Source organism: Rhizobium sullae (assembly GCF_900169785.1).
GTDB lineage: Bacteria > Pseudomonadota > Alphaproteobacteria > Rhizobiales > Rhizobiaceae > Rhizobium > Rhizobium sullae.
The window spans coordinates 74311-99103 of the sequence record NZ_FWER01000019.1 but is presented as its reverse complement, the minus strand read 5'-3'; the positions used below and the strand labels follow the sequence as shown (position 1 = coordinate 99103).

Annotated in this window: 23 protein-coding genes and 2 pseudogenes; 9 read left to right on the top strand and 16 right to left on the bottom strand. The window is 59.8% G+C overall.

Translation table 11 applies throughout. The features are described from left to right. The 4 genes from BN1800_RS19000 to BN1800_RS18985 form a co-directional block, all read right to left on the bottom strand. Positions 1-1319, bottom strand: a 1319-nt coding sequence (locus BN1800_RS19000; protein ID WP_087000138.1) for a bifunctional 2',3'-cyclic-nucleotide 2'-phosphodiesterase/3'-nucleotidase, incomplete at its 3' end; no start/stop codon positions are given. Between the two features lie 100 nt (positions 1320-1419). Next, on the bottom strand, positions 1420-1752 hold the full coding sequence (locus BN1800_RS18995) for a PilZ domain-containing protein (protein WP_027508834.1): 333 nt from the start codon (positions 1750-1752) through the stop codon (positions 1420-1422). An 88-nt stretch (positions 1753-1840) separates the two neighbouring features. Then, positions 1841-2722 (bottom strand): DMT family transporter, encoded by an 882-nt coding sequence (locus BN1800_RS18990; protein ID WP_087000136.1) that lies wholly within the window; start codon positions 2720-2722, stop codon positions 1841-1843. 71 nt (positions 2723-2793) lie between these two features. Beyond that, complete coding sequence (locus BN1800_RS18985) at positions 2794-3255, bottom strand: Lrp/AsnC family transcriptional regulator (protein WP_027508836.1); 462 nt, start codon at positions 3253-3255, stop codon at positions 2794-2796. A gap of 158 nt (positions 3256-3413) precedes the next feature. On the opposite strand from BN1800_RS18985, the gene ald reads away from it, so the two are divergent. Next, positions 3414-4532 carry an alanine dehydrogenase gene (gene ald, locus BN1800_RS18980; protein WP_027508837.1) on the top strand — a complete coding sequence of 373 codons (1119 nt, stop codon included), beginning with the start codon at positions 3414-3416 and terminating at the stop codon, positions 4530-4532. A 16-nt stretch (positions 4533-4548) separates the two neighbouring features. On the opposite strand, the gene BN1800_RS18975 is transcribed toward ald, so the two are convergent. The 7 genes from BN1800_RS18975 to BN1800_RS18945 form a co-directional block, all read right to left on the bottom strand. After that, the gene (locus tag BN1800_RS18975) at positions 4549-5058 is read right to left on the bottom strand and encodes a DUF1203 domain-containing protein (protein WP_087000134.1); all 510 of its coding nucleotides are present in this window, start codon (positions 5056-5058) and stop codon (positions 4549-4551) included. A 104-nt stretch (positions 5059-5162) separates the two neighbouring features. Beyond that, a complete protein-coding gene (locus BN1800_RS18970; protein ID WP_027508839.1) occupies positions 5163-5546 on the bottom strand; it encodes a VOC family protein in 384 nt (127 codons plus the stop codon). A gap of 76 nt (positions 5547-5622) precedes the next feature. Beyond that, positions 5623-6849 (bottom strand): chromate efflux transporter, encoded by a 1227-nt coding sequence (chrA, locus tag BN1800_RS18965; RefSeq protein WP_244564551.1) that lies wholly within the window; start codon positions 6847-6849, stop codon positions 5623-5625. An 87-nt stretch (positions 6850-6936) separates the two neighbouring features. Then, on the bottom strand, positions 6937-7497 hold the full coding sequence (locus BN1800_RS18960) for a GNAT family N-acetyltransferase (protein ID WP_027508841.1): 561 nt from the start codon (positions 7495-7497) through the stop codon (positions 6937-6939). An 8-nt stretch (positions 7498-7505) separates the two neighbouring features. After that, a complete protein-coding gene (gene sseA / locus BN1800_RS18955) occupies positions 7506-8375 on the bottom strand; it encodes a 3-mercaptopyruvate sulfurtransferase (protein ID WP_087000130.1) in 870 nt (289 codons plus the stop codon). Positions 8376-8397: 22 nt separating this feature from the next. Continuing rightward, positions 8398-9135, bottom strand: coding sequence for an alanyl-tRNA editing protein (locus BN1800_RS18950; RefSeq protein ID WP_027508843.1), 738 nt, complete (start codon positions 9133-9135; stop codon positions 8398-8400). A gap of 5 nt (positions 9136-9140) precedes the next feature. Then, entirely contained in the window at positions 9141-10181 is a 1041-nt protein-coding gene (locus tag BN1800_RS18945) for a cysteine synthase A (protein WP_027508844.1), read from the bottom strand. 333 nt (positions 10182-10514) lie between these two features. Here BN1800_RS18945 and BN1800_RS18935 point away from each other — a divergent pair, with 333 nt between their 5' ends. Next, the gene (locus BN1800_RS18935; RefSeq protein ID WP_087000126.1) at positions 10515-11351 is read left to right on the top strand and encodes an SDR family NAD(P)-dependent oxidoreductase; all 837 of its coding nucleotides are present in this window, start codon (positions 10515-10517) and stop codon (positions 11349-11351) included. Between the two features lie 167 nt (positions 11352-11518). Here the strand turns inward: BN1800_RS18935 and BN1800_RS42495 are convergent. From BN1800_RS42495 to BN1800_RS18915, 5 genes and pseudogenes are all read right to left on the bottom strand, one after another. Then, positions 11519-11684, bottom strand: a pseudogene (locus BN1800_RS42495) (GNAT family N-acetyltransferase); the annotation flags it as partial. A gap of 619 nt (positions 11685-12303) precedes the next feature. Next, complete coding sequence (locus tag BN1800_RS18930) at positions 12304-13050, bottom strand: GntR family transcriptional regulator (RefSeq protein ID WP_087000124.1); 747 nt, start codon at positions 13048-13050, stop codon at positions 12304-12306. 173 nt (positions 13051-13223) lie between these two features. Beyond that, positions 13224-14354: a sugar phosphate isomerase/epimerase family protein gene (locus tag BN1800_RS18925; RefSeq protein ID WP_087000122.1), complete on the bottom strand. Its 1131-nt coding sequence runs from the start codon at positions 14352-14354 to the stop codon at positions 13224-13226. A gap of 85 nt (positions 14355-14439) precedes the next feature. After that, positions 14440-15318: an amino acid ABC transporter permease gene (locus BN1800_RS18920; RefSeq protein ID WP_087000120.1), complete on the bottom strand. Its 879-nt coding sequence runs from the start codon at positions 15316-15318 to the stop codon at positions 14440-14442. Positions 15319-15322: 4 nt separating this feature from the next. Beyond that, positions 15323-16255, bottom strand: coding sequence for an ABC transporter substrate-binding protein (locus BN1800_RS18915; RefSeq protein ID WP_087000118.1), 933 nt, complete (start codon positions 16253-16255; stop codon positions 15323-15325). A 527-nt stretch (positions 16256-16782) separates the two neighbouring features. Here BN1800_RS18915 and BN1800_RS18910 point away from each other — a divergent pair. The 7 genes and pseudogenes from BN1800_RS18910 to BN1800_RS18880 all read left to right on the top strand — a co-directional run bounded on the left by BN1800_RS18910 (position 16783) and on the right by BN1800_RS18880 (position 24694). Beyond that, a pseudogene (locus BN1800_RS18910) lies at positions 16783-17978 on the top strand (ABC transporter ATP-binding protein). A 57-nt stretch (positions 17979-18035) separates the two neighbouring features. Further along, complete coding sequence (locus BN1800_RS18905) at positions 18036-19076, top strand: extracellular solute-binding protein (protein ID WP_087000114.1); 1041 nt, start codon at positions 18036-18038, stop codon at positions 19074-19076. 8 nt (positions 19077-19084) lie between these two features. After that, positions 19085-19915: an ABC transporter permease gene (locus tag BN1800_RS18900; protein ID WP_210191283.1), complete on the top strand. Its 831-nt coding sequence runs from the start codon at positions 19085-19087 to the stop codon at positions 19913-19915. Further along, entirely contained in the window at positions 19908-20729 is an 822-nt protein-coding gene (locus BN1800_RS18895; protein ID WP_027508876.1) for an ABC transporter permease, read from the top strand. The genes BN1800_RS18900 and BN1800_RS18895 overlap by 8 nt, the downstream gene beginning before the upstream one ends. A gap of 47 nt (positions 20730-20776) precedes the next feature. Further along, positions 20777-22201: a M24 family metallopeptidase gene (locus BN1800_RS18890; RefSeq protein ID WP_087000112.1), complete on the top strand. Its 1425-nt coding sequence runs from the start codon at positions 20777-20779 to the stop codon at positions 22199-22201. Beyond that, on the top strand, positions 22202-22873 hold the full coding sequence (locus tag BN1800_RS18885; protein ID WP_027508878.1) for a flavin reductase family protein: 672 nt from the start codon (positions 22202-22204) through the stop codon (positions 22871-22873). It begins immediately after the preceding gene. Between the two features lie 561 nt (positions 22874-23434). Then, positions 23435-24694: an ABC transporter substrate-binding protein gene (locus tag BN1800_RS18880; protein ID WP_087000110.1), complete on the top strand. Its 1260-nt coding sequence runs from the start codon at positions 23435-23437 to the stop codon at positions 24692-24694. Positions 24695-24793 lie beyond the last annotated feature (99 nt).

Below are 24793 nucleotides of genomic sequence, written 5' to 3'. Positions count from 1 at the left end.
CCCGCCTTGAAGGGCGCGGCGGCCGAAAGCACGGGCAGATCCTTGAATTCGGTATCGGCCAGCATCTGCTTGATGTACCAGGTCTGCGCCTGGCTGACGATCTGCACCGACGGGTCGTCGGCAACGAGCGCAAAGTAGGAATAGAGCGGTGCCGAAGTTTTGCCGACCGGGGTGCGGACATAGGCAAGCGTCGCCTCATGCTCGGTCTTTGCGGCCTCGATCACGTCCTTCTTGTCAGCGACATCGGCAACGACCTTCTTCTTGTCGTCGCGGTGATAGATCGGCCGCGCCTCGGCGGTGAAATCGACGATCTTCCAGCTCTTGCCGTCCTTTTCGAGAAGCAGGTCGATGAGGCCGAGATGCGAGCCCCAGAAGCCGCCCATGACAGCCGGCTTGCCGTGCAGCGTGCCTTTCACCGGATCGGCATTGGCAATCCCGTCCCAGCTCTTTGGACCGGGGAAGACGAGATGCTGGTGGCCGGTGAAGATCGCATCGATGCCGTCGACGGCGGCAAGATGCAGCGAAGCGTTTTCCATCTTCTCGGAGGGTGCCGCGCCATCGATGCCGGAGTGGGAAAGCGCGATGACGATATCCGCGCCTTCCTCCTTCATCGCCGGAACCCAGGCCTTGGCCGCCTCGACGATATCGCGAGTCTGCGCCTTGCCTTCGAGGTTCTTGGTGTCCCAGAGCATGATCTGCGGCGGCACGAAGCCGATGAAGCCGATCTTGACCGGGCTCTCGTTGCCTGCGCCGTCCTTGATCTGCTTTTCGACGATCACATAGGGCTTGAAGAAGAGATCGTCCTTCTTCGGATCGGAGGCAAGCTGGCCCTTCGTGAGGTTGGCGCAGATGAACGGGAAATTCGCGCCGCCGAGCACCTTGAACATGAAATCGAGGCCGTAGTTGAACTCGTGGTTTCCGAGCGTGCCGACCGTGTAGCCAAGCGTGTTCATCGCCTTGATGACCGGATGCACGTCGCCGTCCTTCATGCCGTGCTGATAGGCCATGTAATCGCCCATCGGATTGCCCTGCAGCAGGTCGCCGTTGTCGATCAGCAGTGCGTTTGCCGCTTCGGCGCGGATGTTGTCGATGATCGTCGCGGTACGGGCCAGACCCATCGTATCGTTCGGCTTGTCGGCATAATAGTCGTAGGGGAAGACGTTGACGTGGATATCGGTGGTTTCCATGAGGCGCAGATGCGCCTGGTTGGCGGCCGCCCGCGCCGCGAACGGGTGAAGCAGAACGAGCGCCGAAGTCGCGGCAAGTCCGCCGAGCAGCGACCGGCGGGTAATCGGGTGCAAATTAAGGATGGAAGACATCGAACATTCCTTCACAAATCACGCATGGCTCAACGCAGCGGCGAGCCTAGAGTGATTTGCACGGGAGTGCATCGGGAAAATGACAGGCTGGTGTTGAATGTTATCGCTTCAACACCGGCCGGACTTCCTTGTGGAAGAATCGGAAATAGGAGGCAACCTGTGCCCTGGAGTTCGAGTTCGGATCGAACTCGATGCCAAGGCGTCCGTTATGGCTCCACCGGATTATACCATAGAGCGTTCCAAGGTCTTCGGCGACGATCTGAACGCGGCTGCCTGATGCCGCATGCAGCGGCGTTCGAATTTCCAGCGCAACGCCCGTTATCGAGAGATCGAGGATGCGGACGTCTACTTCGTTATTGAGATAGCGGACCTTGCCGAAAATGCGGCAATACTTGCGTTCGGCCTTGCGGGTAATGATATTCAGATTGCGCATTTCCTGCCCTCAAAAGAATACTTAGCATTCACTATCGCGAAAAGGTTGAAAATCCTTTTACAGTAGATGCTAAATTACGAGTATGACCCTATTTTCGGACAGCGCTGCTGCGCGCCACCACATGCTCACGCCAGATGGTGAAAATGCCGGCAGCCACAACGATCATCGAGCCGGCGATCGTGTTGAGGCTTAGGGCTTCGCCAAAGATGACGACGCCGATAATCGAGGCGTAGACAAGCTGCAGATAAGTGAGCGGCTGAACGGCTGCGGCATCGAGCATGTCGTAGGCGCGGATCAGGAAGTAATGGCTGGAGATACCGGTCAGGCAGAGAAGCGCCATCCAGCCCCAGTCGCCGGCCGACATCGAGGTCCAGTAGAAAGGACCGATGAGCGTTATCGTTACGCCGCCCGCAACCCCGGTATAGAAGAAACTCGTCATCGAAGAATCATCGCGGCTGACGAGGCGGGTGGCGATGACGTAGAAGGCGAAAAGGAAGCAGCCCAAGACCGCAAGCAGCAGCTTCGGATCAATGAAACCGCTTTCGGGCTTCAGAATTAGAAGAACGCCGGCGAGCCCCGCGCAGATTGCCGTCCAGCGGCGCCATCCGACGCGCTCGCCGAGCAGCGGCATCGAAAGCAGGGCGATCAGGATCGGCGTGCCGGCAAAGATCGCTTGGGTGTGCGCAAGACCGATGATCGCGAAACAAGTGATCGCCAACACGACCTGCGCGGCAAGTAGAACGCCACGCAGGACCTGAAGCAGAGGCCGCTTCGTGTGCGCGGTCTCCCTCAGGCCGCCGCGCATTCTCGACGCGAGAAGGATCGTGAAAAGCGCAAAGGCCCAGTAGCGGATCATCGTCACAAAAACCGGCGGGTAGATGCTCGCCAGATGCTTCGAGATCCCATCTTGCACGGAAAAGATGGTGATCGCCAGGAGGACGAAGATATAGCCTTGCGTCTTGGAATTCATGTCTTGCCATAAGGCGGGAGAGGCCCGCATACGACGGAAGCAGGTCAGGATTCTTACCGCTTTGCAAGGCCTCAAAGGCCGACATTCGGCCTGTCGATGATTTCCCGCAGCGCGAAGCTGGAGTTGATCTTGACGACATGGGGCAGGGCGGAAAGCCAGTCGCGGTGTATGCGCTCATAGTCTTCCAGGTCGCGGGCGGCGACGCGCAGAATATAGTCGTATTCACCTGACATCAGGTAGCAGACGAGCACGTTCGGGCAGCGCTTCACCGCGGCCTCGAATTCCGCAAGGGTCTTCGCAAACTGGCCGGAGAGCGAGATGTGCACGATGGCGATCATCTTGTAGTCCAGCGCCTTGTGCGAAAGACGTGCGTGGTAGCCCCCGATGACGCCGCTCTTCTCGAGAATGTCGAGCCGTCTCGAGCAGGCCGAGGCCGAAAGGCCGACCTTGTTGGCGAGGTCGGCATTGGTGATGCGGGCGTTCGCTTGAAGCGCCCTCAGAATCGCACGATCGATGGTATCAAGTTCCGACATTCGAATAACCTTCGAAAACAGCGGGGTTTGCGCAATAATCTTCGAAAAATAGCATCCGCGCAAATGGTCTTTGCAAGGACATTTCGCGCGCCCGGTGTTTGGATTTGGATCGTCGATAGCGCGCCGCATAAGCGGACATAAAATGAGAGGAACGCTAAATGCGTGTCGGTTGCCCGAAAGAAATCAAGAATCATGAGTATCGTGTCGGCCTGACACCCGCCTCGGTTCGTGAATATGTTGCCCATGGCCATGACGTCTGGGTCGAAACAAAGGCAGGCGCCGGCATTGGTGCCGATGATGCCGCCTATGCCGCCGCCGGCGCGAAGATCGCGGCCTCGGCAAAAGACATCTTTGAGAAGTGCGACATGGTCGTGAAGGTCAAGGAGCCGCAGCCCTCCGAATGGGCGCAGCTTCGCGACGGCCAGCTTCTCTATACTTACCTGCACCTGGCACCCGATCCGGAGCAGACCAAGGGCCTGCTCGCGTCCGGCGTCACCGCAATCGCCTACGAAACCGTTACCGACGAGCGTGGCGGCCTGCCGCTGCTCGCGCCAATGTCGGAAGTCGCCGGACGCCTGTCGATCCAGGCAGGCGCCACGGCGCTGCAGAAGGCCAACGGCGGTCTCGGCATTCTCCTTGGCGGCGTGCCCGGCGTGCTGCCGGCCAAGGTCGCAATCATCGGCGGCGGCGTCGTCGGCCTGCATGCAGCCAAGATGGCAGCCGGCCTCGGCGCCGACGTCAGCATCCTTGACAAGTCGCTGCCGCGCCTTCGCCAGCTCGACGACATTTTCGGCGGCCGCATCCACACGCGCTATTCCAGCATCCAGGCGCTGGAGGAGGAGGTCTTCTCCGCCGACCTCGTCATCGGCGCTGTGCTGATCCCCGGCGCTGCCGCGCCGAAGCTCGTTACCCGCGAGATGCTTTCGGGCATGAAGAAGGGCTCGGTGATCGTTGATGTCGCGATCGATCAGGGCGGCTGCTTCGAGACCTCGCATGCGACGACGCATTCCGAGCCGACATACGAGGTCGACGGCGTGGTGCACTACTGTGTCGCCAATATGCCAGGCGCGGTTCCCGTCACGTCCGCACATGCGCTGAACAATGCGACGCTCGTCCACGGTCTGGCCCTCGCCGACCGCGGCCTGCGCGCCATCGCCGAGGACAAGCATCTACGCAACGGCCTGAACGTCCACAGGGGCCGCATCACCAACAAACCGGTTGCCGATGCGCTTGGCTACGAAGCCCACGCGGCGGAAAGCGTATTGAACGTAGCGTAAATCCCATCACGCTGCGTTAGATGAAGGCGCCGGTCTCGCTGAAGGCCGGCGCCTTTTGCTTGTCGATCCGGCACTGGAAGCAATTGTTGCGCGCCGAGCGGACATGCACATAGGCGATTTCCCGACGCTTCAGCAGCTCTTCGGCATAGCCCGGAATGTCGGCGATCGCGGTGACGGCGCCGGTGCCGTAGACGATGCGGTTGTTCTCGCCATAGCCGCGCACGATGAAATCGCGGCTCGTCGTCAGCACGGGCGGCAGCACTTCCGCCGCCGCATAACGTTCGCAGCGATTCTTGTGCAGGAAGATCGGGCCGGTCTCGGCATAGGGCTGCAATTCCGGAAACGGACGGTAGGCGAAAACGAGAAGCGCGTCGCCGGCATCGATATTCTTCAGGCAATGGCGGCAGGGATGACCCGGCCCATCGGAGACCATGGTCTCCGGCAGGTTGTCATAGGCATCACGGCCGCCGTTCCAGAGGTGCTCGGCATCGGCGGACGGCATGGCGGAAAAACGGATGGCTGACATGGCAAATCTCCTTCGCAATTGCCATGAAATGCGCCTTCAAAGCCGCTTTAACCACCCGATTCCTGCGCCATTGTTTCAATGCCGGCTGCGCAAATTCACGAAGCTCATTTTTTCGGCGCTTCGAACAGTTCGATCGGGTTTCCTGCGGGATCCTCGAGAAGAATCTGCTTGCCACCCATTCCCTGCACGATTTCGTTCCGGAAGCGCGCGCCGGCTTGGCGCAGCGCCGCGACCTCCGTCTCCAGATCCGCGACTTCGATTTGAATGCGGTTCCATCCGCCCGGTTCCGGCTTGCGCCCGTCCGGCATCGCCTGAGGCGCCCCGCCCGGTCCCGTCATTCCGCTGACGAGAAGACGGAAACCGTCCCTGGTCAGGATGGCAAAGCCCGGCGCGGGACGAAACGCGACGGAAAAGCCGAGACGCTGTGTGTAGAATTCCACTGCCGCATCGACGTCATCGACGATGTAGCGCACGCTGATGCCTGGCATGATCGTTTTCCTCCGTTGTACTCCTCATTGCTTCAATCCCGAGTCAACGCGAAAATTCTCGTCTTGGCCGGAGATCTCAAATCAGATGGAGAAGCGTACCACTCGCTGCCAACAATAATACCACGATCCAGGGCGGCGTCTTCCAGACCGTAAGCAGGAGGAATCCTGTGAGCGCCAGCGCGAAATCCACGGTCGAGAGCACGGCGCTCGTCCAGACCGGGCTATAGAGTGCGGCACCGAGGATCCCGACGACGGCGGCGTTCGCACCGCGCATGGCGGCCTGTGCGGCCGGCCGCAGCCGCAGCGCATCCCAGAAAGGCAGCATGCCATAGACCAGTAGCAGTCCCGGCAGGAAGACGGCGACAAGCGCGATGGCCGCTCCGGCAAATCCATGGGGCGCTGGTCCTATGACCGCGCCGAGATAGGCCGCAAAGGTAAAGAGCGGCCCGGGCACCGCCTGCGCCAAACCATAGCCGGCGAGGAAGGCTTCGTTCGTCACCCAGCCGGGTGTCACCACTTCTGTCTGCAGCAGCGGCAGCACGACATGCCCGCCGCCGAAGACCAGCGCACCCGAGCGGTAGAAGGCATCGAACAGCGCGACCGCCTGATGGCCCGTTGCGCCCGCAACCAGCGGCGGGATCAGGAAGAAGGCTGCGAACAAGACGAGTGCGATCGCTCCACCCCGGCGCGAGACGGGAAAGCCGAGATGACCGGTCAACGCGGGTACTTCCGCGCGGCAGAGCCAAAGCCCGGCGACGGCACCCAGCGCGATTGCGCCAATCTGGCCGAACGATCCTCCGATGAAGGCAACGATGGCAACGGCTGCCAGCGCAATGCCGCCACGTTCGCGGTCGGGCGTGAGGCTCTTCGCCATGCCCCAGATCGCTTGGGCCACCACAGCAACGGCCACGAGCTTCAAGCCGTGGAGGAATCCCTCCGCTTCGGGTCCGGTGAAAACGGCGGCACCGAGCGCGAAAGCCAGGAGGATGATCGCCGACGGCATGGTGAAGGCGAACCATGCCGCAAGCCCGCCAAGCAAACCGTTGCCGTGCAGGATGCCGAGCGAGAAGCCGACTTGGCTTGACGCCGGTCCCGGCAGGAACTGGCAAAGTGCAACGAGATCGGCATAGCCGGCCTCGTCGGTCCACCTGCGCCGCATCACCAGCTCGTCGCGGAAGTAGCCGAGATGAGCAATGGGGCCGCCAAAGGAGGTCAAGCCGAGTTTCAGGAAGACCCAGAAGACTTCACCGGGACTGCCACGCGGGCGTTCGATCGCAGACACAGCTGTCGGGGAGGACTTCACGGAACAGCTCCTTGGCATTTTCTTTGGCCACTTGAAGGGCAGCGACACCAGATTACGGGCATATCGCGGTGATCGTAGAGTGCACCGTCAGCTCTTCCTGGCAATCTCCAGCAGTTCCTTATCGCTCAGCGGCCGTACGATACCGGTGCCGGTCGAAACCGGCGAGAAACCGAACATCTGGTAGAGCTGCAGGGCGCGCGGATGGTCGAGATTGTTGGTGGTCGTCGTGACGCGTGTCGGGTTCAGTGTCCAGATCGCGTAAAGCGCCTGCAGCAGGAACCACTTGCCGATGCCGAGGCCGAGCGCGTGCTCGATCAGGCCGAAATGGCAGAGCTCGATCGTGTCCTCGTCCTCGCAGAAATACTCGTAGAAGCCGGCAGGGGCGCCGTTGACGTAGAGCACGCTGATATTGTTACGCTTGTCGTGCAGGGTTTCCGCCAGCGCCTCGTCGCTCATCCGCAGCCGGTCGACCCACTGCCAGCGGGCGCCGACCTGCCGGTAGAGGTAGCGGTAGAAGGGCAGCGGAATGCCGGGCGCGCGCATGATCGCCGTCTGAATGTTGACCGGCACCGGTAGGCTTGCCTTCGGCGGCGAAGTCATTTCCAGTCGGGTGATATGGGCCGTGAGCGAGGAGGGGGACTTCGCCATGGCGCGTCTCAGGCCTTGATCGGGTCGGGAGGACCGGTCACCACCGGCGTATCGTCGCGGCTGCCCCATTCGCTCCACGAGCCGTCATAGAGCTTGTTGTCGGTATGGCCGATCGATTCGAGCGCCAGCGTGATGATCGCGGCCGTAATCCCCGAACCGCAGGAGGTGACGACCGGTTTCGAAAGATCGATTCCAGCATCTTCGATCGTTTGCTTCAATTCGGGCAGTGATTTGAAACGGCCCTGATTGGCAAAAACGCCGGACGGCAGGTTGCGGGCGCCTGGCATATGCCCGGAGCGCATCCCGGCGCGCGGTTCCGGTTCGGTGGCGGCGAAGCGTCCGGCGCTGCGGGCATCGGCTATCTGCAGGGCGGCGCTGGAAACGATGTCGCGCATCGTTTCCAGGGTGACGACGCGGCTTGCGTCATAGCTCGTCTTGAAGGTCGCCGGTTTGTAGGCCGGGACATCCGTTTCGAGCGGGCGACCCTCCGCCTTCCAGCCATCGAGGCCGCCGTCGAGAACGACGACGTTTTTCGCTCCCATCACCCGGAAGAGCCACCAGACGCGCGGGGAGGCGAACATGCCGATGCCGTCGTAGACGACGATGCGGTCCGTCTCGCTGATGCCGAGTTTGCCTACTTCTTCCGCGAAATAATCCGGCGAGGGGATGGTATGCGGCAGACCGGTGGAATGGTCCGCGATCTTGTCCTGATCGAAGCGGATCGCGCTCGGAATATGGCCGCTTGAATATTCGGCGTCCGCGTCGCGGTTCTGCGCTGGGAGGTAGAAGGAGGCGTCCAGCACGCGCAGGTCCGGCTTTCCGAGCTCACCCTGCAGCCAATCGGCCGAGACGACGAAACGGCTCTTCTCTTCGCTCATTCTGATCTCTCCCTGACTGATTCTAGGCTTCGCTGCCAGGCACGCCGAAGCGGATGCGGAAGCGCCGGTTCTCCCTGCCCTTCTTCTCGATCTTGGCGATGTGGATCTGGCCGACTTCCTGCGTTTCGGAGACATGTGTGCCGCCGCAGGGCTGGCTGTCAATCGCCGAGTTTTCGCCGATGCAGACTAGGCTGACCCGGCCAAGCCCGATCGGCGGGCGCACGTTCTTCGATTTCACGATGCCGGGGTTTGCAGCCAATTCCTCGTCGGTGATCCACTGGACATAGACAGGGTGGTTTTGGGCGACGAGCTCCATCATCTTCGCCGTCACCTCATCCTTGTCGATCGTTTCGCTCATGTCGAAGTCGACGCGGCTCTCGTCCTCGCCGACCGCAGCGCCGGTGATCGGATAGGAGCAGACCACGGACAGCAGGTGACAGGCCGTGTGCATGCGCATCAGCCGGTAGCGGCGCGGCCAGTCGACGTGCAGCACCAGCTTTTCGCCGACGACCGGCTGCGGCTGGCCCGCAGGCGGGGTGTGGATGACGATATCCTTGGTCGCCCCGTGTTTCGTCGGGCCGAGTTCGATCTTCGAGCCGTCGGCGCGTTCGAGAAAGCCCGTATCGCCCGGCTGGCCGCCGGAGGCTGCATAAAAGCAGGTCTGATCCAACTCGATTCCCCCGTCTTCGTGAATGGCGGTGACCACCGCCTCACATGTCGAAAGATAGAAATCGTCACGATAGAGGGGATTGACTGGCATGGGTCTCACGCTGCTGGTTCGTAAGGTATCTTTATGTCCTGCGACGCAGTCAGCCATGCCGGAACGGGCAGCCCCTTCGACGTCAGAAAATCGGGGTTGAAAAGTTTCGATTGGTAGCGGTTGCCATAATCGCAGAGGATCGTCACGATGGTATGGCCCGGGCCGAGATCCTTGGCGAGGCGTACCGCACCGGCAATATTGATTCCCGTCGAGCCGCCGAGGCAGAGGCCCTCGTGTTCGACGAGATCGAAGACGTAAGGCAGCGCTTCGGCGTCGGGAATCTGATAAGCGAAATCCGGCGTGAAGCCTTCGAGATTGGCGGTGATACGGCCCTGGCCGATACCCTCGGTGATCGAGGAACCGGAGGACTTCAATTCGCCGTTCTTGTAGAACTCGTAAAGCGCCGCCCCTTCAGGATCGGCGATGGCGATCTTGACGTCCTTGCGGAACGCCTTGAGACCGGCTGCGACGCCCGCAAGCGTACCGCCCGAGCCGACGGCGCTGACGAAGCCGTCGACCTTGCCGTTGGTATCCCTCCAGATTTCGGCGGCGGTGGTTTCGATATGTGCCTGGCGGTTGGCGACATTGTCGAACTGGTTCGCCCAGATGGCGCCGTTCGGATCGGTTTTCGCCAGTTGCTCAGCCAGGCGGCCGGAAACCTTCACGTAGTTGTTGGGGTTCTTGTAAGGCACGGCAGGTACTTCGACGAGCTCGGCGCCGAGCAGCTTCAGCGCATCCTTCTTCTCCTGGCTCTGCGTTTCCGGGATGACGATCACCGTGCGGTAGCCGAGCGCGTTGGCGACGACCGCCAGCCCGATGCCGGTATTGCCAGCGGTGCCTTCGACGATCACGCCGCCGGGCTTCAGCAGCCCTTTTTTCTCAGCATCGCGGATGATGTAGAGCGCGGCGCGGTCCTTCACCGACTGGCCGGGGTTCAGGAACTCCGCCTTGCCGAGGATGGTGCAGCCGGTCGCTTCGGATGCGCCCTTGAGCTTGATGAGCGGAGTGTTGCCGATCGCCTCGATGACGGATGGGTGGAAGGTCATGGAATCTGCCTCTGTGGAAGTGGTAGTTTAGGAACGGTCTTTTCCCTTCACAAGGCTGGGTTGGCAAGAAATGCTATTCCAGGACCCCGCCTGCCACGATAAAATTAGACTTCTGCTTTCAAAAATCCCGCGTGACTTGCAATTTGCCTCCGGACTGCCCCCATTGGCGGTCCCAGAAGCTGATCAAGCACATCAACCCGTTCTGCCGGACCATCGACGGCCGGATCGGCTGAAATGAGCCACAATAGCATGATAGAGGCATGAATCCGGGAGGCAGCGAGGAACTTCCGGACCTGGTTTCGTGCTGAATCGGCAGTCTGGAGGAAGTCTATCATGCGTGAATTCGTCGCCCGTCCCGAACATGGCATCGCCTGGATTTCCGGCGCGAATTCAGGCATCGGACGGGCGTTGGCGCTGAAATTGGCAGGCGAGGGATATAAAGTCGCCGTCACTGCGCGCAATCATGAAGAACTGGCCGAACTGCAGGCCGAAGCACGCGGTCTTTGCGGCAGCATCGTCGTTCTCGACGGCGACGTCACCGATCCGGAGGATATGGAGCATGTGCTTGCCTCGATCGAATACGAGCACGGCGCGCTCGCCTTGGCCGTCTTCAATACCGGCATTTACCAGCCTGTGCATGCCGAGGAATTGAACCGCGCGGATTTCGAGAAGAGCTTCGCCGTCAATCTTTCCGGCGTCGTCAATTGCCTGCTGCCTGCCATCCGGCACATGAAAGCCAAGGGGCAGGGGCAGATCGCCATCGTCTCTTCCGCCGCCGGCTATGGCGGGCTTCCGACGAGCGCAGCCTATGGCGCCACCGAGGCGGCGCTGATCAACATGGCCGAAAGCCTGAAATTCGATCTCGACAAGATGGGCATCCGCATCCAGATCATTTGCCCCGGCTTCGCCGATCTGCCGGCGGCGCGCGAAAACAGCCTCCCCATGCCGCCGCTCGTTTCGCCAGAGGAAGCCGCCGGACAAATCGCGGCAGGCCTCAAATCCAGCCGCTTCGAAGTCAGCTTTCCGAAACGCTTCACCTATATGCTGAAACTTCTCCGGCTGATGCCCTACGGCCTCTATTTCCGGCTGGTGAATCGTTCGGCCGGCTGGTGGAAGCGTCCACCCTCTTCGCCCGGCCACCATCCGCAAACACCGCATCCTGCTGAGTGATCAGCGGCTTCGGCATATAGCGGGGGCTCATCACCCGGAATAGGCAAACGGAGCGAATTGAAGAAGTTGCGTCGCGATGGCGCTTCCCACGACCAGTTCGGGCTGGAGTGCCGCACATCCAGACAGCACAACACTCTCCTATCTCTGCCGCGCATGAGCATACGGCGTCAGCCGATCCCTCGTTCCCATTGCTGACGGCTGATCGCATAGAGCACGTGGCGTTTCAGATGCGGATGCGTGTCGGGAACGCGGGGATGGTCGAAATCGCGGTGCGGATCGTGATGCAGGCCAAACCCGGCGCATGACCGCGGTGGAACGATGATTATGGATCACGTTCAGTCACTCTTGGACACGATGGATCATCATGGTGCACGCCGGAGCATCTCTGGGCTTAAAGGTCGTAAAAAGGCAATACTTGGAGGTTCAAGGTCGAGTCTGGGGCAGGGGATTAGGAGATGGAAATCGAAGACTACTGGTGTTCACGCCTCCTATGCCTTCTCCGATTTGATCGAAAGTGCGGCCACGGTTGAGCCTTTAGCTATCTCTTTCGCCACCTTTTTAACTCAACAGTTTTCGTTGCGGCCGCAGGTTCAAATCCGGCCCCCGCAACCAATATAAAATCCAGAAAACCCCGGTAACTCAACAAGTTGCCGGGGTTTTTCTTTGACGGAAATTCCCCGATTCAGATCTTCTATTCAACAAAAACAATCACTTGGTTCCGCAGGCAAATCGGGTCAGGCTCACTTCGCAACCAATGGTGATGCGAAAATCGGCTGTTCTCTGCGCTGAAAGCGTGTTTGAGCGTAAACTCAAAGCCCTCCCGGTCATGTCGCGAGCGGCGCTCAGCCGCCCGTGAAGAGGTCGCTTCATCCGCACAACTAGATTACGGGGCAAGCGGGTTCAAATCCATTCAAGGCGATCGCTGTCGACCCTAAACGATCAATCGCCAGTGTCAGGAAAAGTTCTCCAGCACCGCCAGAAAGGTATGCCGGTCGCCTTGTCCTTCGGTCAGCCGAACCCGGCCCTCGATGTCGGCCAAATGGTGATCCATCAGTTGCTGCGCCTTCTCCAAGTCCTTGGCCTTCAGGGCGGCAACGATCATGCGATGGTGGTCAGCGCCGCAGTCGTCTTTGCGCTCCTCTTCATACAGGGCCATGACGAGGGAGAGACGCGCGACGATCTTCGCGAGCATTTCGGTCAGCACCGGGTTACCGGTCAACTCGGCCAGAACGATGTGGAATTTGCCGGAAAGAACCGTTTTGGATTTCTCGTCTCCGTGGTGATGGATATGTTCTTCCTCGTCCGTCAGCTTCTGAAGCGCATCCAGTTGCTCCGATGTCGCTCGTGTGACGACAAGCTCCAGGAGGAGCCGCTCTAACTTTCGGCGTGCTTCGAAAAGGCTCTTGGCCTGTTCAATGCTCGGCTCGGCCACGAACGTGCCGCGGTTTCGCTTTCGCTCAAGAAGATGGTCGCTTTCGAGTACACCAAGCGCGCCGCGGACTACCGTTCGGCTGACGCTGAAATGCTCGGCGATTGCTTCCTCCAAAATCTTGGTGCCCGGCTTCAGCGCGCCTTCGCCAATGGCAGCTGCCAGCGTAGTGCGAATGCGCTCCGAAACATCGTCATTGTTGTCGGCAGTTTCTGCCCCGCCATTGACGACGGGCGTGGTCTTGGCGCTTTGGCGGCGCGTTTTCTTCATTGCCGTCTCCGGGTCAGATTCGGGTTCGAGTCTCCACCCGAACTAGTCACCGCATTCTGATATCGTTATGCTATAATTATTTCTATAAGAATGTTTGTGCGCAAGTCTGGCCTGCTGTTGTGCGCGACGATTTCGGGTGTTGGCAGCCAATGCCGCCAACACCCGGCTGGCGACTAGGCCGCCTTCTGTTTCTGCGCCGGGGAGGATAGGGCGATGCCCTTATCCCGGCAGATTGCCTCGATATGGCGGGCCGACTGCTTGATGAAGCAGATCGCCGCATCAAAGCCATAGGACTGGTGCTCGTAGGTCGGGTAGCCGTACTGGCTCGCCTCATACGCTTCCCAATCGGCAACCTCACCGGAGGCGACCCGCTTTTCATAGGCATCGACCGTCGCCATATACGCGGCGAGTTCATCCGGCGTCAGATCGGGGTGGTCGGCTCTCCAGATCGGATCGTCGATCTCGATGCACTGGCGCGGATTCGCCTTGCGACGCTTGTCGTCCACAGACTGAGCAGCTTCGAGCGACAGGTTCAGCGCAGGGTTTGCCTCCGCAAGAATGGGTAGGATCGTGGCGAAATCGACGATCCCGTCGCCGCAGGGCCGGGTCTGGAAATCGAGACCGCCGGGCGCGCGCCCGACATAGGCATCCTTGATATGCGTCTGGCGGATATAGGGAGCCAGGCGTTTGGCGGCGAAGACCGGATGTTCCGCCCGCTGCAACCCGTTCGCCGTATCGAAGACGACGCCGACGCAGTCAGAGCCGACCTTTTCGATCAATCTCAGAATCTCGAAGGAGGTAATCTCGTCGTGAGTTTCGATATTCATATGTGCGCCGTTCGCGCGTGCCACGGGAGCGAGCTTCTGCAGCACCTTCTCGATGCCGGCCAACTGCTCTTCCCAGGTCACGTCCGTGCGAAAACGGTCGTTGGCCATCCGGCCGCGATATTCGGATTTGAAGTTGCCTGGTGCGACCCACAACTCGAAGCAGCCGATGGCGGCGCTCGCCTCGATCATGCGCGTGAAGCCGGCTATGATGTCGCCGTCACCAATGGCCCGCAGCGCCGGTTCCTCGGCGCTGCAATAGGGATTGATCTTTCCGATACCACTCTCGAGATAGAGCTCCAGTTCGTCGGCTTTCGATCGGATGTCTCGCAGTTCGCCGAGGTCGACAGTGGGACTCATGTCGAGCGCCGTACTGAAGAAGATGCCTGCCAGCCCCAGTTCCTTGACGTGATCGAGGCTAGCCAAAGGACCCCGTTTTTTCGACTCTGGCAGCTTAATGCTGTCGATACCCAGTTTCATATCAAAACTCCTTGATGTTTCCTGATCGGACGCACTTCGATGGCGTCCTTGGTCGTGTGAAGTCGTTTTTTCAATTCCCCGGCGGTCATGATGCGCGCCGCCGGGCGCGGGGCTTCTCTGCCGAGTGGCGGTTCTTGGGCAGAAAACTCTTTTCGAGATAGTGCTGGCCGATCGATGCCACGGTGGTGATCGCGAGGTACCAGATCGAGGCGACGAACAGCAGTTCGATGACCAGAAAGTTTCGGGCGTAGATCGCCTGCGCCTGCGTCAGCAGATCCTGCATGCCGATGACCGACACGATGGCGCTGGCCTTGAGCATGCCGATGGCCTGGTTTCCTGTCGGCGGGACGATGAGACGTGTTGCCTGTGGCAGGATAACGGTCAGAAAAATCTGCCGGTTCTTCAGGCCAAGAGCGGTTGCAGCTTCGCGCTGTCCTCGATCGACTGCAATCAGCCCCCCGCGGATGATCTCCGCCATGTTTGCGGCTTCATGCAGCCCGAGCGCCAGAAAACCCGCCAGTGCCGGCGTCACGAGGTCGTTGATCGAGATGCTGTAGTCTCCCGCCCCGACCTGCGGGATGAAGAGCGCGATATTGAACCAGAAGAAGATCTGGACGATCAGCGGCACGCCGCGAAACCACCAGACGAAGGCGGCAGCCAGAGCCTTGAGAACCAGGTTCTCCGACGTTGCCATCAGCGCCAGAATGCATCCAAGGACGATCCCGAACACCATGGCGCCGGCTGTCAACTCAAGCGTCAGGAGAACACCGCTCAGGATGGAGGGATGGACGAGATAGCGCGGTATCTCGGCCCATTGGACGCTCTGGCTTTGCGCCACGATTTGGGCAAAGAATGCCAGCGCAAGGATCGCTATGGCACCGATTGCGATCTGGCCCCACCGGATCGGCTTAGCTGATGGCGGGGCAAGGGTCAGTGACGCCGGTTGAGCCGCAAACAGGGACATGGGCTCAATCCACCGGCATGTTGGCTGCGTCGTTGACCTTGACGGTCTTCACGGCGAGCGGGCCGAGGCCCCATTTCTTCATGATGGTCTCGTAGGCCCCGCTATCGACCATTTGCTGCAGGGCGGCGACCACCGTGTCGCGCAGTTCCGGATTGTCCTTGGCGGTCAGCATGCCGAGATAGCCGACAGCAAGGCGGATATCCGGAAGCGCCTGCAGGCCCTTGCCGTTGCCGGTCTGGTTGGCCGTGGTGTACACGCTGGTGGCGTAGCCATTGACGGTCGCATCCGCGCGGCCGGTGCGAACGGCCTGAAGAACATCCGGCATCTTCGGGATGGACATGATGTCGATCGGGGTCGCGCATTTCGCAGACGCCGCCTCGACCATTTTTCCCTGGAAGGTACCGACCGGGACGGCGACCTTCTTGCCGCAGAGGTCGGTCATTGCCTGGATGCCGAGGGGATTGTCCTTGATCGTCATGATCGTAGTCGCGTCGTACATATAGTCGATGACGTCGACCTGCTTTTCCAGTTCGAGGTCGTCGTTGATCCCGGAGATCGAGATGTCGAAACGCTTCGACAGGATGGAGGGAACGATCGCCGCACCTGCGCCGACATCTGTCATCTGGACATCGACGCCAAGGATGACGCCCAGCGCTGCGGCGATGTCCGCATCGATCCCGATCAGCTTTCCATCGTCGGCATGGAAGCTGATGGGCGGGGTCAGGTCGGTGGCGACCTTCAGCACGCCGCCCGACTTGATCGACGATGGCAATGCGTCTGCCAGTTTCTGCGTAAGGGCGACGCCCGGCAGTGTTGCCACGTCGGTATCGGGCACCATTTTGACTGCCGCACTCTCCGCCGCAAATGAGGAGGCGGCCATCAACGTGATCACTGCGCCTGCCAAACCTGCCTTCAAGTTTTTCTGCACGTTGTTCATGGGATCCCCTTATCGTTCTCGCTTGTGTGAACTTCCTGGGATCAGCAACGCAATCGTCGTGCCAGTTGCGTCTAGGTGATTATAACGCAATGAAATTAAATCAGTATTTGTGAATTTATCATTTTAATACAAACTTTCGGACATTATTTCGCACAATATTTCGAAAGAGGTATGCGTAAATTTTCGCCTGACGGCCATTTTTGAGGCATATTTGAAGAGTTTCCGGCTTCCAGCCTCGATTGGTGCGCCATGGTGCGCCATTAAGGTGGCGCCATACGATGATTTGAGGGTGTGTCTTTGCACCGCGTCGGGGAGTGATCGTTCAATTTATGGTCAAAAGCGTGCTTATAAATGCGATGCTTTGGTGAAACTTTACGCAAACATAAAATTCGCACAAACGCAGAGATCTATATAATTATAAAGTTTCGAATGTACATAAATCAAAAATATTTATTTCATTTCAGTTGTTTGTAAAATCGTGGAACGTCGGAAATTCAAACTGGCACGGCCCTTGCTATTCCCTTTGCATGAACACGTTTGACGCAACACTTCTGACTAGTCCGCATTTTCGTCTCGCGACGAAGGGGCTGAATCGTCAGTGACCACAACGCAAGATCGGGGAAGCCAAATGCTAGACATTGCAAAGACGGCCGATCGAAAGCGGCTCAGTGTCCGGGGTGTGACCCACAGCTACGGCGGGCAAAACGCCGTCAGCGACGTCTCGTTCGATGTCGAGGCGGGCGAGATCGTCGCGCTGCTCGGCCCGAGCGGCTGCGGCAAATCGACGGTCCTGCGCGCCATCGCAGGCCTGATCCATCCGAAGGCAGGCAACATCATACTGGGGGACGACGATCTCGCCAATGTCTCGGCGCGAGCACGGGGCATCGGCATGGTCTTTCAGAACTATGCGCTGTTTCCGCACCTGACCGTCGCGGAAAATATCGCCTATCCGCTCGCCTGCCAAAAGGTCCCGCGGGCCGAGCGCAGGGCGCGTGTCGACGAGATGCTGTCGCTTGTCAGACTGCACGGATATGGAAACCGGCTGCCGCGCGAACTGTCCGGGGGGCAGCAGCAGCGCGTGGCCGTCGCCCGCGCCATTGCCGGGCGTCCGTCCCTGCTTCTGCTCGACGAACCCTTCGGCGCACTGGATCGCGCCCTTCGCTTCGATCTGCAGGTCGAGCTTCTTCACCTGCAAAAAACTCTTGGGATCACCACGCTCATCGTGACGCACGATCAGGAGGAGGCACAAAGCCTCGCAGGCCGCTTAGTGCTGATGAACAAGGGGAATGTGGAACAGATCGACACGCCGATGGCGGTCTACGACCGGCCGAAGACACTGTTTGTCAACGCGTTCATTGGTCAGGCGAACATACTCAATGGCACGGTCGATCGACTGGATGCCGAGGCCACGGTGATCAGTCTTCCCGGCGAACAGTCCCTCGTTTTGCCGCGCCGCCTGAATTTTACGCCGGGATCGAACGTGGCGATCACCTTCCGTCCCGAGAATGTTCGTCTGATGCCGGTGCAAAGCCAAAACTCGCTTGCCGCCAAGCTGACGGTCTCCGTGCCGTTGGGGCCATCGCTCGTCCACGACCTCGTCATGGATGACGGCACCGGCCTGCGCTCGTCAGAGGTCCGGGGACCTTCCACCCATATTCCCGAACCGGGAACGACACTTTTCGCGGAGATCGACACCTCCAGGTGTCATGCCTTTCCGGGGTAACCGGGAATTTCCCCCAAGAGAATGAACCAACCAACACAACCAACAGAGGTGAACAGGATGAAAAACTTCAACATTACCCGCCGCCACTTCGGCATGCTGGCTGCCGGCGCTGCCGCAGTTGCCGCGCTTCCATTCTCTGCCCGCGCGGCCGGCGGCACGGCCGTCGCCGCGACCTTCCCGGGCAACTGGGAGGATGGCTATCGCAAGGCACTCACGCCAATCCTGCAGCAGGAAGGCTACGGTCTGACGATCGCTCCCGCCATGGCGCAGGACCAACTGGCCAAGGTGATGGCAAGCCCTGGCAACCCTCCCTACGACACGCTGCTGATGTCGCCGGGCCAGATGGCCACTGCCATCGAGAACGATCTCATCCAGAAGATCGATCCGAGCCGGCTGAAGAACTGGGGCATGCTCGCTCCGGCCTTCCAGGGCGAATACGGCCCGACCGTCACCATCGAAGTCAACGGCATCGCCTACAACCCGGATATGGTGCCGAAGCCGAAAGGCTATCGCGACCTGTTCGAAAACCCGGCCTACAAGGGCAAGGTGTCCTGGACCGGTTTTGCCTCGAACACCGCCGTCATGGCCTATAGCCAGATCGCCAGGATCTTCGGTTCGGGACCGACCGACATGGATGCCGTCTTCAAGCTGTTCAGGGACAATCCGGAACACTTGAAGGGTGTCGTCGACAGCACCAACCACCAGATGACGCTGTTCCAGCAGGGCGAGATCTCCGTCTTCATGTGCTCGACCGGCAACGTCGCCCGCCTGAAATCGCTGGGCATGAAGGCCGAGTTCGTTCAGCCCGAAACCGGCTCGCCGGCTGCCCCGGTCAACATCCATCTGACCAAGGGCGCCAAGAACCTGGATGCGGCCTATGCCTACATGGATGCCGCCATCTCCAAGGCCGCGCAGGACATGCTGAAAATGCCGCCGACGGAAATGTTCCCGACCAACAAGGACGTCGCCCTGACGCCGAGCATCGAAGCCTATGTTACCCGCGATCAGCTCGCCAACATGGTCTATCCGGACTGGGCTGCCATCAATAAGAACCGCGCGGACTGGATCCGCAAGTTCGACGCTCTGGTCGCTGGCTGAGGATCAAGATGATGAAGGCGAGCGGTTTCCCCTACGTTGTTCCGATGCTTCTGCTATCGGTGGCATTCTTTGCGACGCCGCTCGCTGTTCTCGTCGGCTTCAGTTTTTCCGGCTCCGCAGGGTTTACCCTAGAGCACTACGGACGCTTCTTCGGCGATGCGTTCAATTTCCGGGTTCTCGTCAACACCGCACGGCTCGGATTGGAAACGGTGGTGGGCACGACCTTGCTCGGCGTGCCCATCGCGCTCCTGTACTGGCATAGCGGCAGGACCGCCCGCCAGGTCATCATTTTCCTGACGCTCATTCCGATGCTCACCAGCAATGTGGTGCGCACCTTCGCCTGGATCGTCATCCTCGGCCGGCAGGGACCGATCAGCGAGGCGCTGATGGCACTCGGCCTGATGGGAAGCCCGATCAGCCTGATGTTCACGGAATTCGGATTGCTGATGGCGATGTGCCAGATCGACCTGCCTTTGATCATCCTGCCGCTGATCGCCATCCTGTCGCGCACGCCGGTGCAGTTCAGCGAGGCTGCCCAGATCTCCGGTGCCGGCCCCTGGCGGATCTTCGTCACGGTGCTTTTGCCTTTGATGCTGCCCGGCATGCTCGCCGGATGGATTCTCGTCTTCGCCAGCACCAGCAGCTCGTTCGTCACCCAGGCCGTCATCGGCGGCGCGCGCAATGTCTATGTGCCGCAGCTCATCTACCGCGAGGTCGGAACGCTGTTCGACTGGCCGCTGGCATCGGCAATCGCCGTGGTTCTGTTGATCTCGACCGGCTGCCTGCTGGTCGCGATGACAATGATTTCCCGCCACAGGAGGCTGGTCGGCCATGCGTGATATCAGAGAAAATCCACTTCCCTCGTTTCTCTACAAGGCCTTCGTCTTCGGCTTCGGCGGCCTGTGCGTACTCTATCTCGTCGCTCCGATCTTCATTGCGCTGACCATGTCGTTCACGTCGGGACAGACGCTGAAATATCCGCCGGAAGGGTTTTCGTTCCGCTGGTATGAAGCGCTGCTCGATCCGGTCCGGTCTGCAACCGAGCACATAGCGGCTTGGAATTCGCTGAAGATCGCTGGTCTTGCGGTTCTGGGAGCGTTGCTTTTTGCGATCCCGGCCACCATCGGCATGACGCGGATGCGGCGCAGCACCGTCGGCACCATCGAGCCGTTGCTGCTGGCCCCTCTGGTTCTGCCGAGTCTGGTCTATGGTCTTGCCGCCCTGATCGTGGCGAATTTTGTCGGGCTCCAGCCTTCGCTCTGGCTGACGGTCACTGGCCATATCGTGGTGTTCGGGCCGCTGATGTACCGCGCCGCATCCGTGGTCGCACAGGGGCTCAATCCGTCTCTGGCAGAGGCCTCGACGGTCATGGGCGCATCATGGTTCACGACGCTGCGCCGGGTGACGCTGCCCCTGCTGATGCCCGGCATTCTGGCCGGGGCGTTTCTGGTGTTCATCCAGTCGCTGGACAATGTCTCGGTTTCGCTCTTCCTCGCAGACGCCCAGACCACCGTGCTGCCCCTGCGGATGTTCGCTCTGATCGAGGAATCGCTGGACGTCCGCGTAGCCGCGATCTCCGGCATTCTGATCGGGCTGACCCTCGTGGTGATGCTAGTCGCTAGACGGGTTCTCGCACCGCCGAAGCAGGCATGATCCATGCGAACAAACCAACTTTTGGTGAATTTTGAAGGAATAGCTCAATGAACATGTGCGCAACCAAGACTGGCGCCTGTCGGATGGGATCGCTGTTGGCCAATTTCCAACCGGATTTCGAATTCTCAGCACCGCTTCCACTACCGGTCGAGGAATTCGAAGATCGCCTGCGCCGCATCCGGCGGCAGGCCGTCGAGGCTGGTCACGATGCGCTCATCGTTCATACGGGCGGCGTCGGCTGGTTCCATACGTCCAACGCCTATCTCCGCTATATCTGCGACTGGATGCGCGAAGGCGTGCTGATCATTCCGACCGATTCGGACAAGGCGATGGTGCTGCTGTCCTTCTTCACGCAGTCCGTGCTGCTCCCACCCGGCGGCGAACCGGTGCTGGTCGATGAAATCTGGCAGATCGGCCCGATCGGCCGGGAATATTCGGATCGTCCCGGTGATTCCATCATCAAGACCGCCGAAAAATGCGCCGAGGTCCTCGGCAATCTCGGCCTTGCAAAGGCCCAGATCGGCCGGATCGGCGACAAGACCTCGCTAACCTTCTGGGCGGCTCTGGAGGAGCAGCTTCCAAAGACCAACTTCGTGGCCGATAACGGCATCCTGGACCGCATGCAAAAGGTCCGATCGCCGCGCGAGATCGAACTGTTCCGCGCCGCCGCGCAGTTGGTCAGCATCGGCACGCAGGCAGCCTATCATGTCGCCAAGCCCGGCGTGACCGACCATGAAATCTATTCGGCCTTTAGCTATGCCCAGCTTGCGCTCGGTGGAGAAACCGGCGACGGTTACCAGATCGGCATCAACGAGTTCGGCACGCATTGCGGCAAGCCCTATGGGCACATTGTCCGGCCTGGCGATCTGATCAACCTCTACATCTCCAACGTGACCTATCGCGGCTATACCGCGCAGACGGCGCGGATGATCGCGGTCGGCGATATCACCAAACGCCAGGAAGAGGTGCTCGCCGTCTGCACCGACGGCGTCAAACGCGCCGAAAAGCTGATCAGGCCGGGCGCCCTGATGCGCGACATCAACAATGCCGCCTTCGAGCCGATGATCGAGCGGGGCATGCTGACCTCCCCGGAAGCGCGCACCATGCCCTATAACTGGTCCTCGATGCCGGACGGTCAGGCGCGGCTGATCCCGCAACAATATGTCAAGAACGTGGACTGGGAAGCGCAGGGACGCAAGCTGATGCACGTCTATCCCGCGACGGAAGGCCCCCACAACCCGAACCTCGGACACTCCGTCGGCATGGCTGGCGGCCAGAACAGCTTCAACATCTCGTCTCACAATTATGACCGGCTGGAGGAGGGCATGGTGTTCGTTCTGCACACCCAATGGCTCGAACCTCTGTCCGCAGGCTGCAACATCGGCGACCTCTATGTCGTGACCAAGGACGGCTTCGAAAATCTCAGCCGCCACACCCCGCTTGAAATATTTCGCGTCGCTGCGGAGGCATAAATGACCAACAAAAAAGAACACACCCATTTCGATTTCGCAGCCCTGACAGAACGGGAGCGGTACAAGCTCCTGATCGGAACGGTCATTCCCCGGCCGATCGCCCTGATCACCACGGTGAGCAGGGATGGCGAACCCAATGCCGGTCCATTCAGCTTCTTCAATGTGCTGACGCACGATCCAGCCGTCGTCGCCATCGGCGTCGAGAACTATTCCGATATGAGCTTCAAGGATACCGCCCGCAACATCCGCGAAACAGGGGAGTTCACCATCCACATCGTCGATCAGGCACTCGTTGACCAGATGGAAATCTGTGCGATCAAGTTCGGCCCCGACGTGAGCGAGCTTGCCGAGGCCGGCCTGGCGACGGCGCCTGGACAGATGGTGCGAAGCCCCCGCATCCTGTCGGCACCGGCTGCGCTCGAATGCCGCCGCCACACGACCCTGCAGGTCGGCCCGGCCCGCGAGATCATTCTTGGAGAGGTGCTCGGCGTCTTTGTCCGAAGCGATGCGGTCAACCCCTCGAACTTCCATGTCGATCAGCAGATGATGGATGCAGTCGGACGAATGGGCGGCAACACCTATGCCCGGACGCGCGATCAGTTCGATGTCAAAACCATGACGAAGGAGGAGTGGTTTTCGCGCGAGGAAATCTTAAAATCTGCTGATGCCTGACCAAAGCAATTTCCGCGCACTGCGACTTCAGGTTCCAAGCGTATTGGGAGGACTCCATTCAAGGCCACCGCTGGCCGTTTATGCTGCGAGCCTTGATATGTGTCGCTCGATCAATCGCAGGAATCGTTGGTTGCGCTCCCCCGCAACCAGTGCAAAGCCCGCCAAAATGAACTGAAACCGAAGGTTGTCATCCAACTTTATGGGGTCAGTTCAAAACAGGCGAGCCTTTTTGCGTGTAGAAAAATAATCGCAAGCGATGAGTTGCCGCGGGAACAATGGCACAACCAGGCACTAGGAAACCAAGAACCTAGTTCCCGAACCTCTCTGACTGGCTAGGGCGAAAGTCCACAGAATGCTAATATAAGCTCTCTAAATATAGCTCTCGATGTGATAAAATTAACGCCGGGAATGCGCCCGGCTCCAGGAGGAGATGCGGGGGATGTTTCGGTTTGTCGGAAAGTGGTTTGCACAGGCGTCGAAGTAGCATTTTCCGCCATGCCCGTAAGGGCGGGGCCCCCTATGAAAGGCCTCTGGATAACAGCTCGGAATGGGAGGTGTACGATGCTTCGCAAATTGTTTCTCACCTTGGCTATTGCGACGTCCGCACTCGCGATCAACGGAGCCGCATGGGCTGACATCACCATCCTCGTACCTTCGGGCAGCGAGGGCGACGGCCTTAGAGCCGCCGCTGAAGACTACGCGAAGATGAAGGGCACGAAGGTGGAGGCCGTTCAGGCGCCTTATGCCAACGTGTTCGAGCAGGGCGCCAATGCCGGCGCCACCAAGTCCGGCGTCTTCGATATCATCCTCATGGACGACCCGTGGATTCCATTTTTCGCCGAGAACGGACATCTGGAGGATCTAACGCCTTTCTTCAAGGAGGCCGGAATGGAAGGACCGGACAGCGATTTCCTTTCGAAGTCGCTGGCGGTCTGCCGCAACCCTTACAATACGGGACCCTATGTATGCCTGCCCTATGTGGGAAATGCGCAGATGTTCTTTTATGACGCTGCCAAGTACAAGGAAGCCGGCGTCGATGCCCCGAAGACCTGGGACGACGTACTGAAGGCGAGCAAGATGCTGACCGAAAACGGAGGTGGCCGTTATTTCGGCTACGTCTTCCGCGGCGGTCAGGGCAACCCCGTGGTTGCCGATTTCATGCCGATCTTCTGGTCCTATGGCGCTGATATGTTCAACTCCGACCGAACTAAGGTAACGATCGACACGCCGGAAGGGGCCGCTGCCATGAAGACATTCATGGCTCTGCGCGACGTCTCGCCGAAAGGCGTGGAGAGCTACAATGCCAACGAGGTCGGCACGGCGCTAGCCGCCGGTACTGCTGCTTCATCGATCAACTGGCCGAACTGGGTTGCGACCTTCGAAGATCCGAGCCAGTCGAAGATGGTTGGCAAGATCTCCTACGGCCCCATTCCCGCTGGGACCAAACCGGGCAGCTCGGAAATCGGCCATTGGACCATGGGCATCATGTCCGCTTCCAAGAACAAGCAGGAAGCCTTCGACTTCATGGTGTGGGCGACCTCGGCCGAACAGATAAAGATTTCCGCCACACGCGGCAATCCGCCTGTGCGGACCTCGGTCTTCACCGATCCGGAACTGACCTCGCAAGAGAAGTTCCGACACTATCCAGTGCTGATGGAGGCGATCCAGGCCTCGACCCCCCGTCCGCGTCACCCGAAGTGGCCGGAGATCGAAAATGCCTTCGGCATAGAGCTTTCCAAAGCCGTCGCGGGCACGGTCACACCAGAAGAGGCCCTGAAGAATGCTCAGGAGGCGGTCTCACGGATTACGAACATTTACTAGCGCATAACGATGTCGGAAAGGTTATGCGCAGATTCAAAGGGATAGAGCGTCTCTAGCGTGTCCAATCGGATGCGCGGCGCTCTTTTTGCCGCCAGGCGG

Bases quoted from the DNA above. Each gene is read 5' to 3' on its own strand.
- ald (WP_027508837.1), top strand. From the start codon at position 3,414: ATGCGTGTCGGTTGCCCGAAAGAAATCAAGAATCATGAGTATCGTGTC.
- BN1800_RS18970 (WP_027508839.1), bottom strand. From the start codon at position 5,546: ATGCCAGGCATCAGCGTGCGCTACATCGTCGATGACGTCGATGCGGCA.
- BN1800_RS18915 (WP_087000118.1), bottom strand. From the start codon at position 16,255: ATGAACAACGTGCAGAAAAACTTGAAGGCAGGTTTGGCAGGCGCAGTG.
- BN1800_RS18905 (WP_087000114.1), top strand. From the start codon at position 18,036: ATGAAAAACTTCAACATTACCCGCCGCCACTTCGGCATGCTGGCTGCC.
- BN1800_RS18885 (WP_027508878.1), top strand. From the start codon at position 22,202: ATGACCAACAAAAAAGAACACACCCATTTCGATTTCGCAGCCCTGACA.
- BN1800_RS18930 (WP_087000124.1), bottom strand. From the start codon at position 13,050: ATGAAGAAAACGCGCCGCCAAAGCGCCAAGACCACGCCCGTCGTCAAT.
- BN1800_RS18960 (WP_027508841.1), bottom strand. From the start codon at position 7,497: ATGGCGAAGTCCCCCTCCTCGCTCACGGCCCATATCACCCGACTGGAA.
- BN1800_RS18990 (WP_087000136.1), bottom strand. From the start codon at position 2,722: ATGAATTCCAAGACGCAAGGCTATATCTTCGTCCTCCTGGCGATCACC.
- BN1800_RS18945 (WP_027508844.1), bottom strand. From the start codon at position 10,181: ATGACCTTCCACCCATCCGTCATCGAGGCGATCGGCAACACTCCGCTC.
- sseA (WP_087000130.1), bottom strand. From the start codon at position 8,375: ATGAGCGAAGAGAAGAGCCGTTTCGTCGTCTCGGCCGATTGGCTGCAG.
- BN1800_RS18895 (WP_027508876.1), top strand. From the start codon at position 19,908: ATGCGTGATATCAGAGAAAATCCACTTCCCTCGTTTCTCTACAAGGCC.
- BN1800_RS18925 (WP_087000122.1), bottom strand. From the start codon at position 14,354: ATGAAACTGGGTATCGACAGCATTAAGCTGCCAGAGTCGAAAAAACGG.
- BN1800_RS18880 (WP_087000110.1), top strand. From the start codon at position 23,435: ATGCTTCGCAAATTGTTTCTCACCTTGGCTATTGCGACGTCCGCACTC.
- BN1800_RS18900 (WP_210191283.1), top strand. From the start codon at position 19,085: ATGATGAAGGCGAGCGGTTTCCCCTACGTTGTTCCGATGCTTCTGCTA.
- BN1800_RS18920 (WP_087000120.1), bottom strand. From the start codon at position 15,318: ATGTCCCTGTTTGCGGCTCAACCGGCGTCACTGACCCTTGCCCCGCCA.
- BN1800_RS18950 (WP_027508843.1), bottom strand. From the start codon at position 9,135: ATGCCAGTCAATCCCCTCTATCGTGACGATTTCTATCTTTCGACATGT.
- BN1800_RS18935 (WP_087000126.1), top strand. From the start codon at position 10,515: ATGCGTGAATTCGTCGCCCGTCCCGAACATGGCATCGCCTGGATTTCC.
- BN1800_RS18985 (WP_027508836.1), bottom strand. From the start codon at position 3,255: ATGTCGGAACTTGATACCATCGATCGTGCGATTCTGAGGGCGCTTCAA.
- BN1800_RS18890 (WP_087000112.1), top strand. From the start codon at position 20,777: ATGAACATGTGCGCAACCAAGACTGGCGCCTGTCGGATGGGATCGCTG.
- BN1800_RS18995 (WP_027508834.1), bottom strand. From the start codon at position 1,752: ATGCGCAATCTGAATATCATTACCCGCAAGGCCGAACGCAAGTATTGC.
- BN1800_RS18975 (WP_087000134.1), bottom strand. From the start codon at position 5,058: ATGTCAGCCATCCGTTTTTCCGCCATGCCGTCCGCCGATGCCGAGCAC.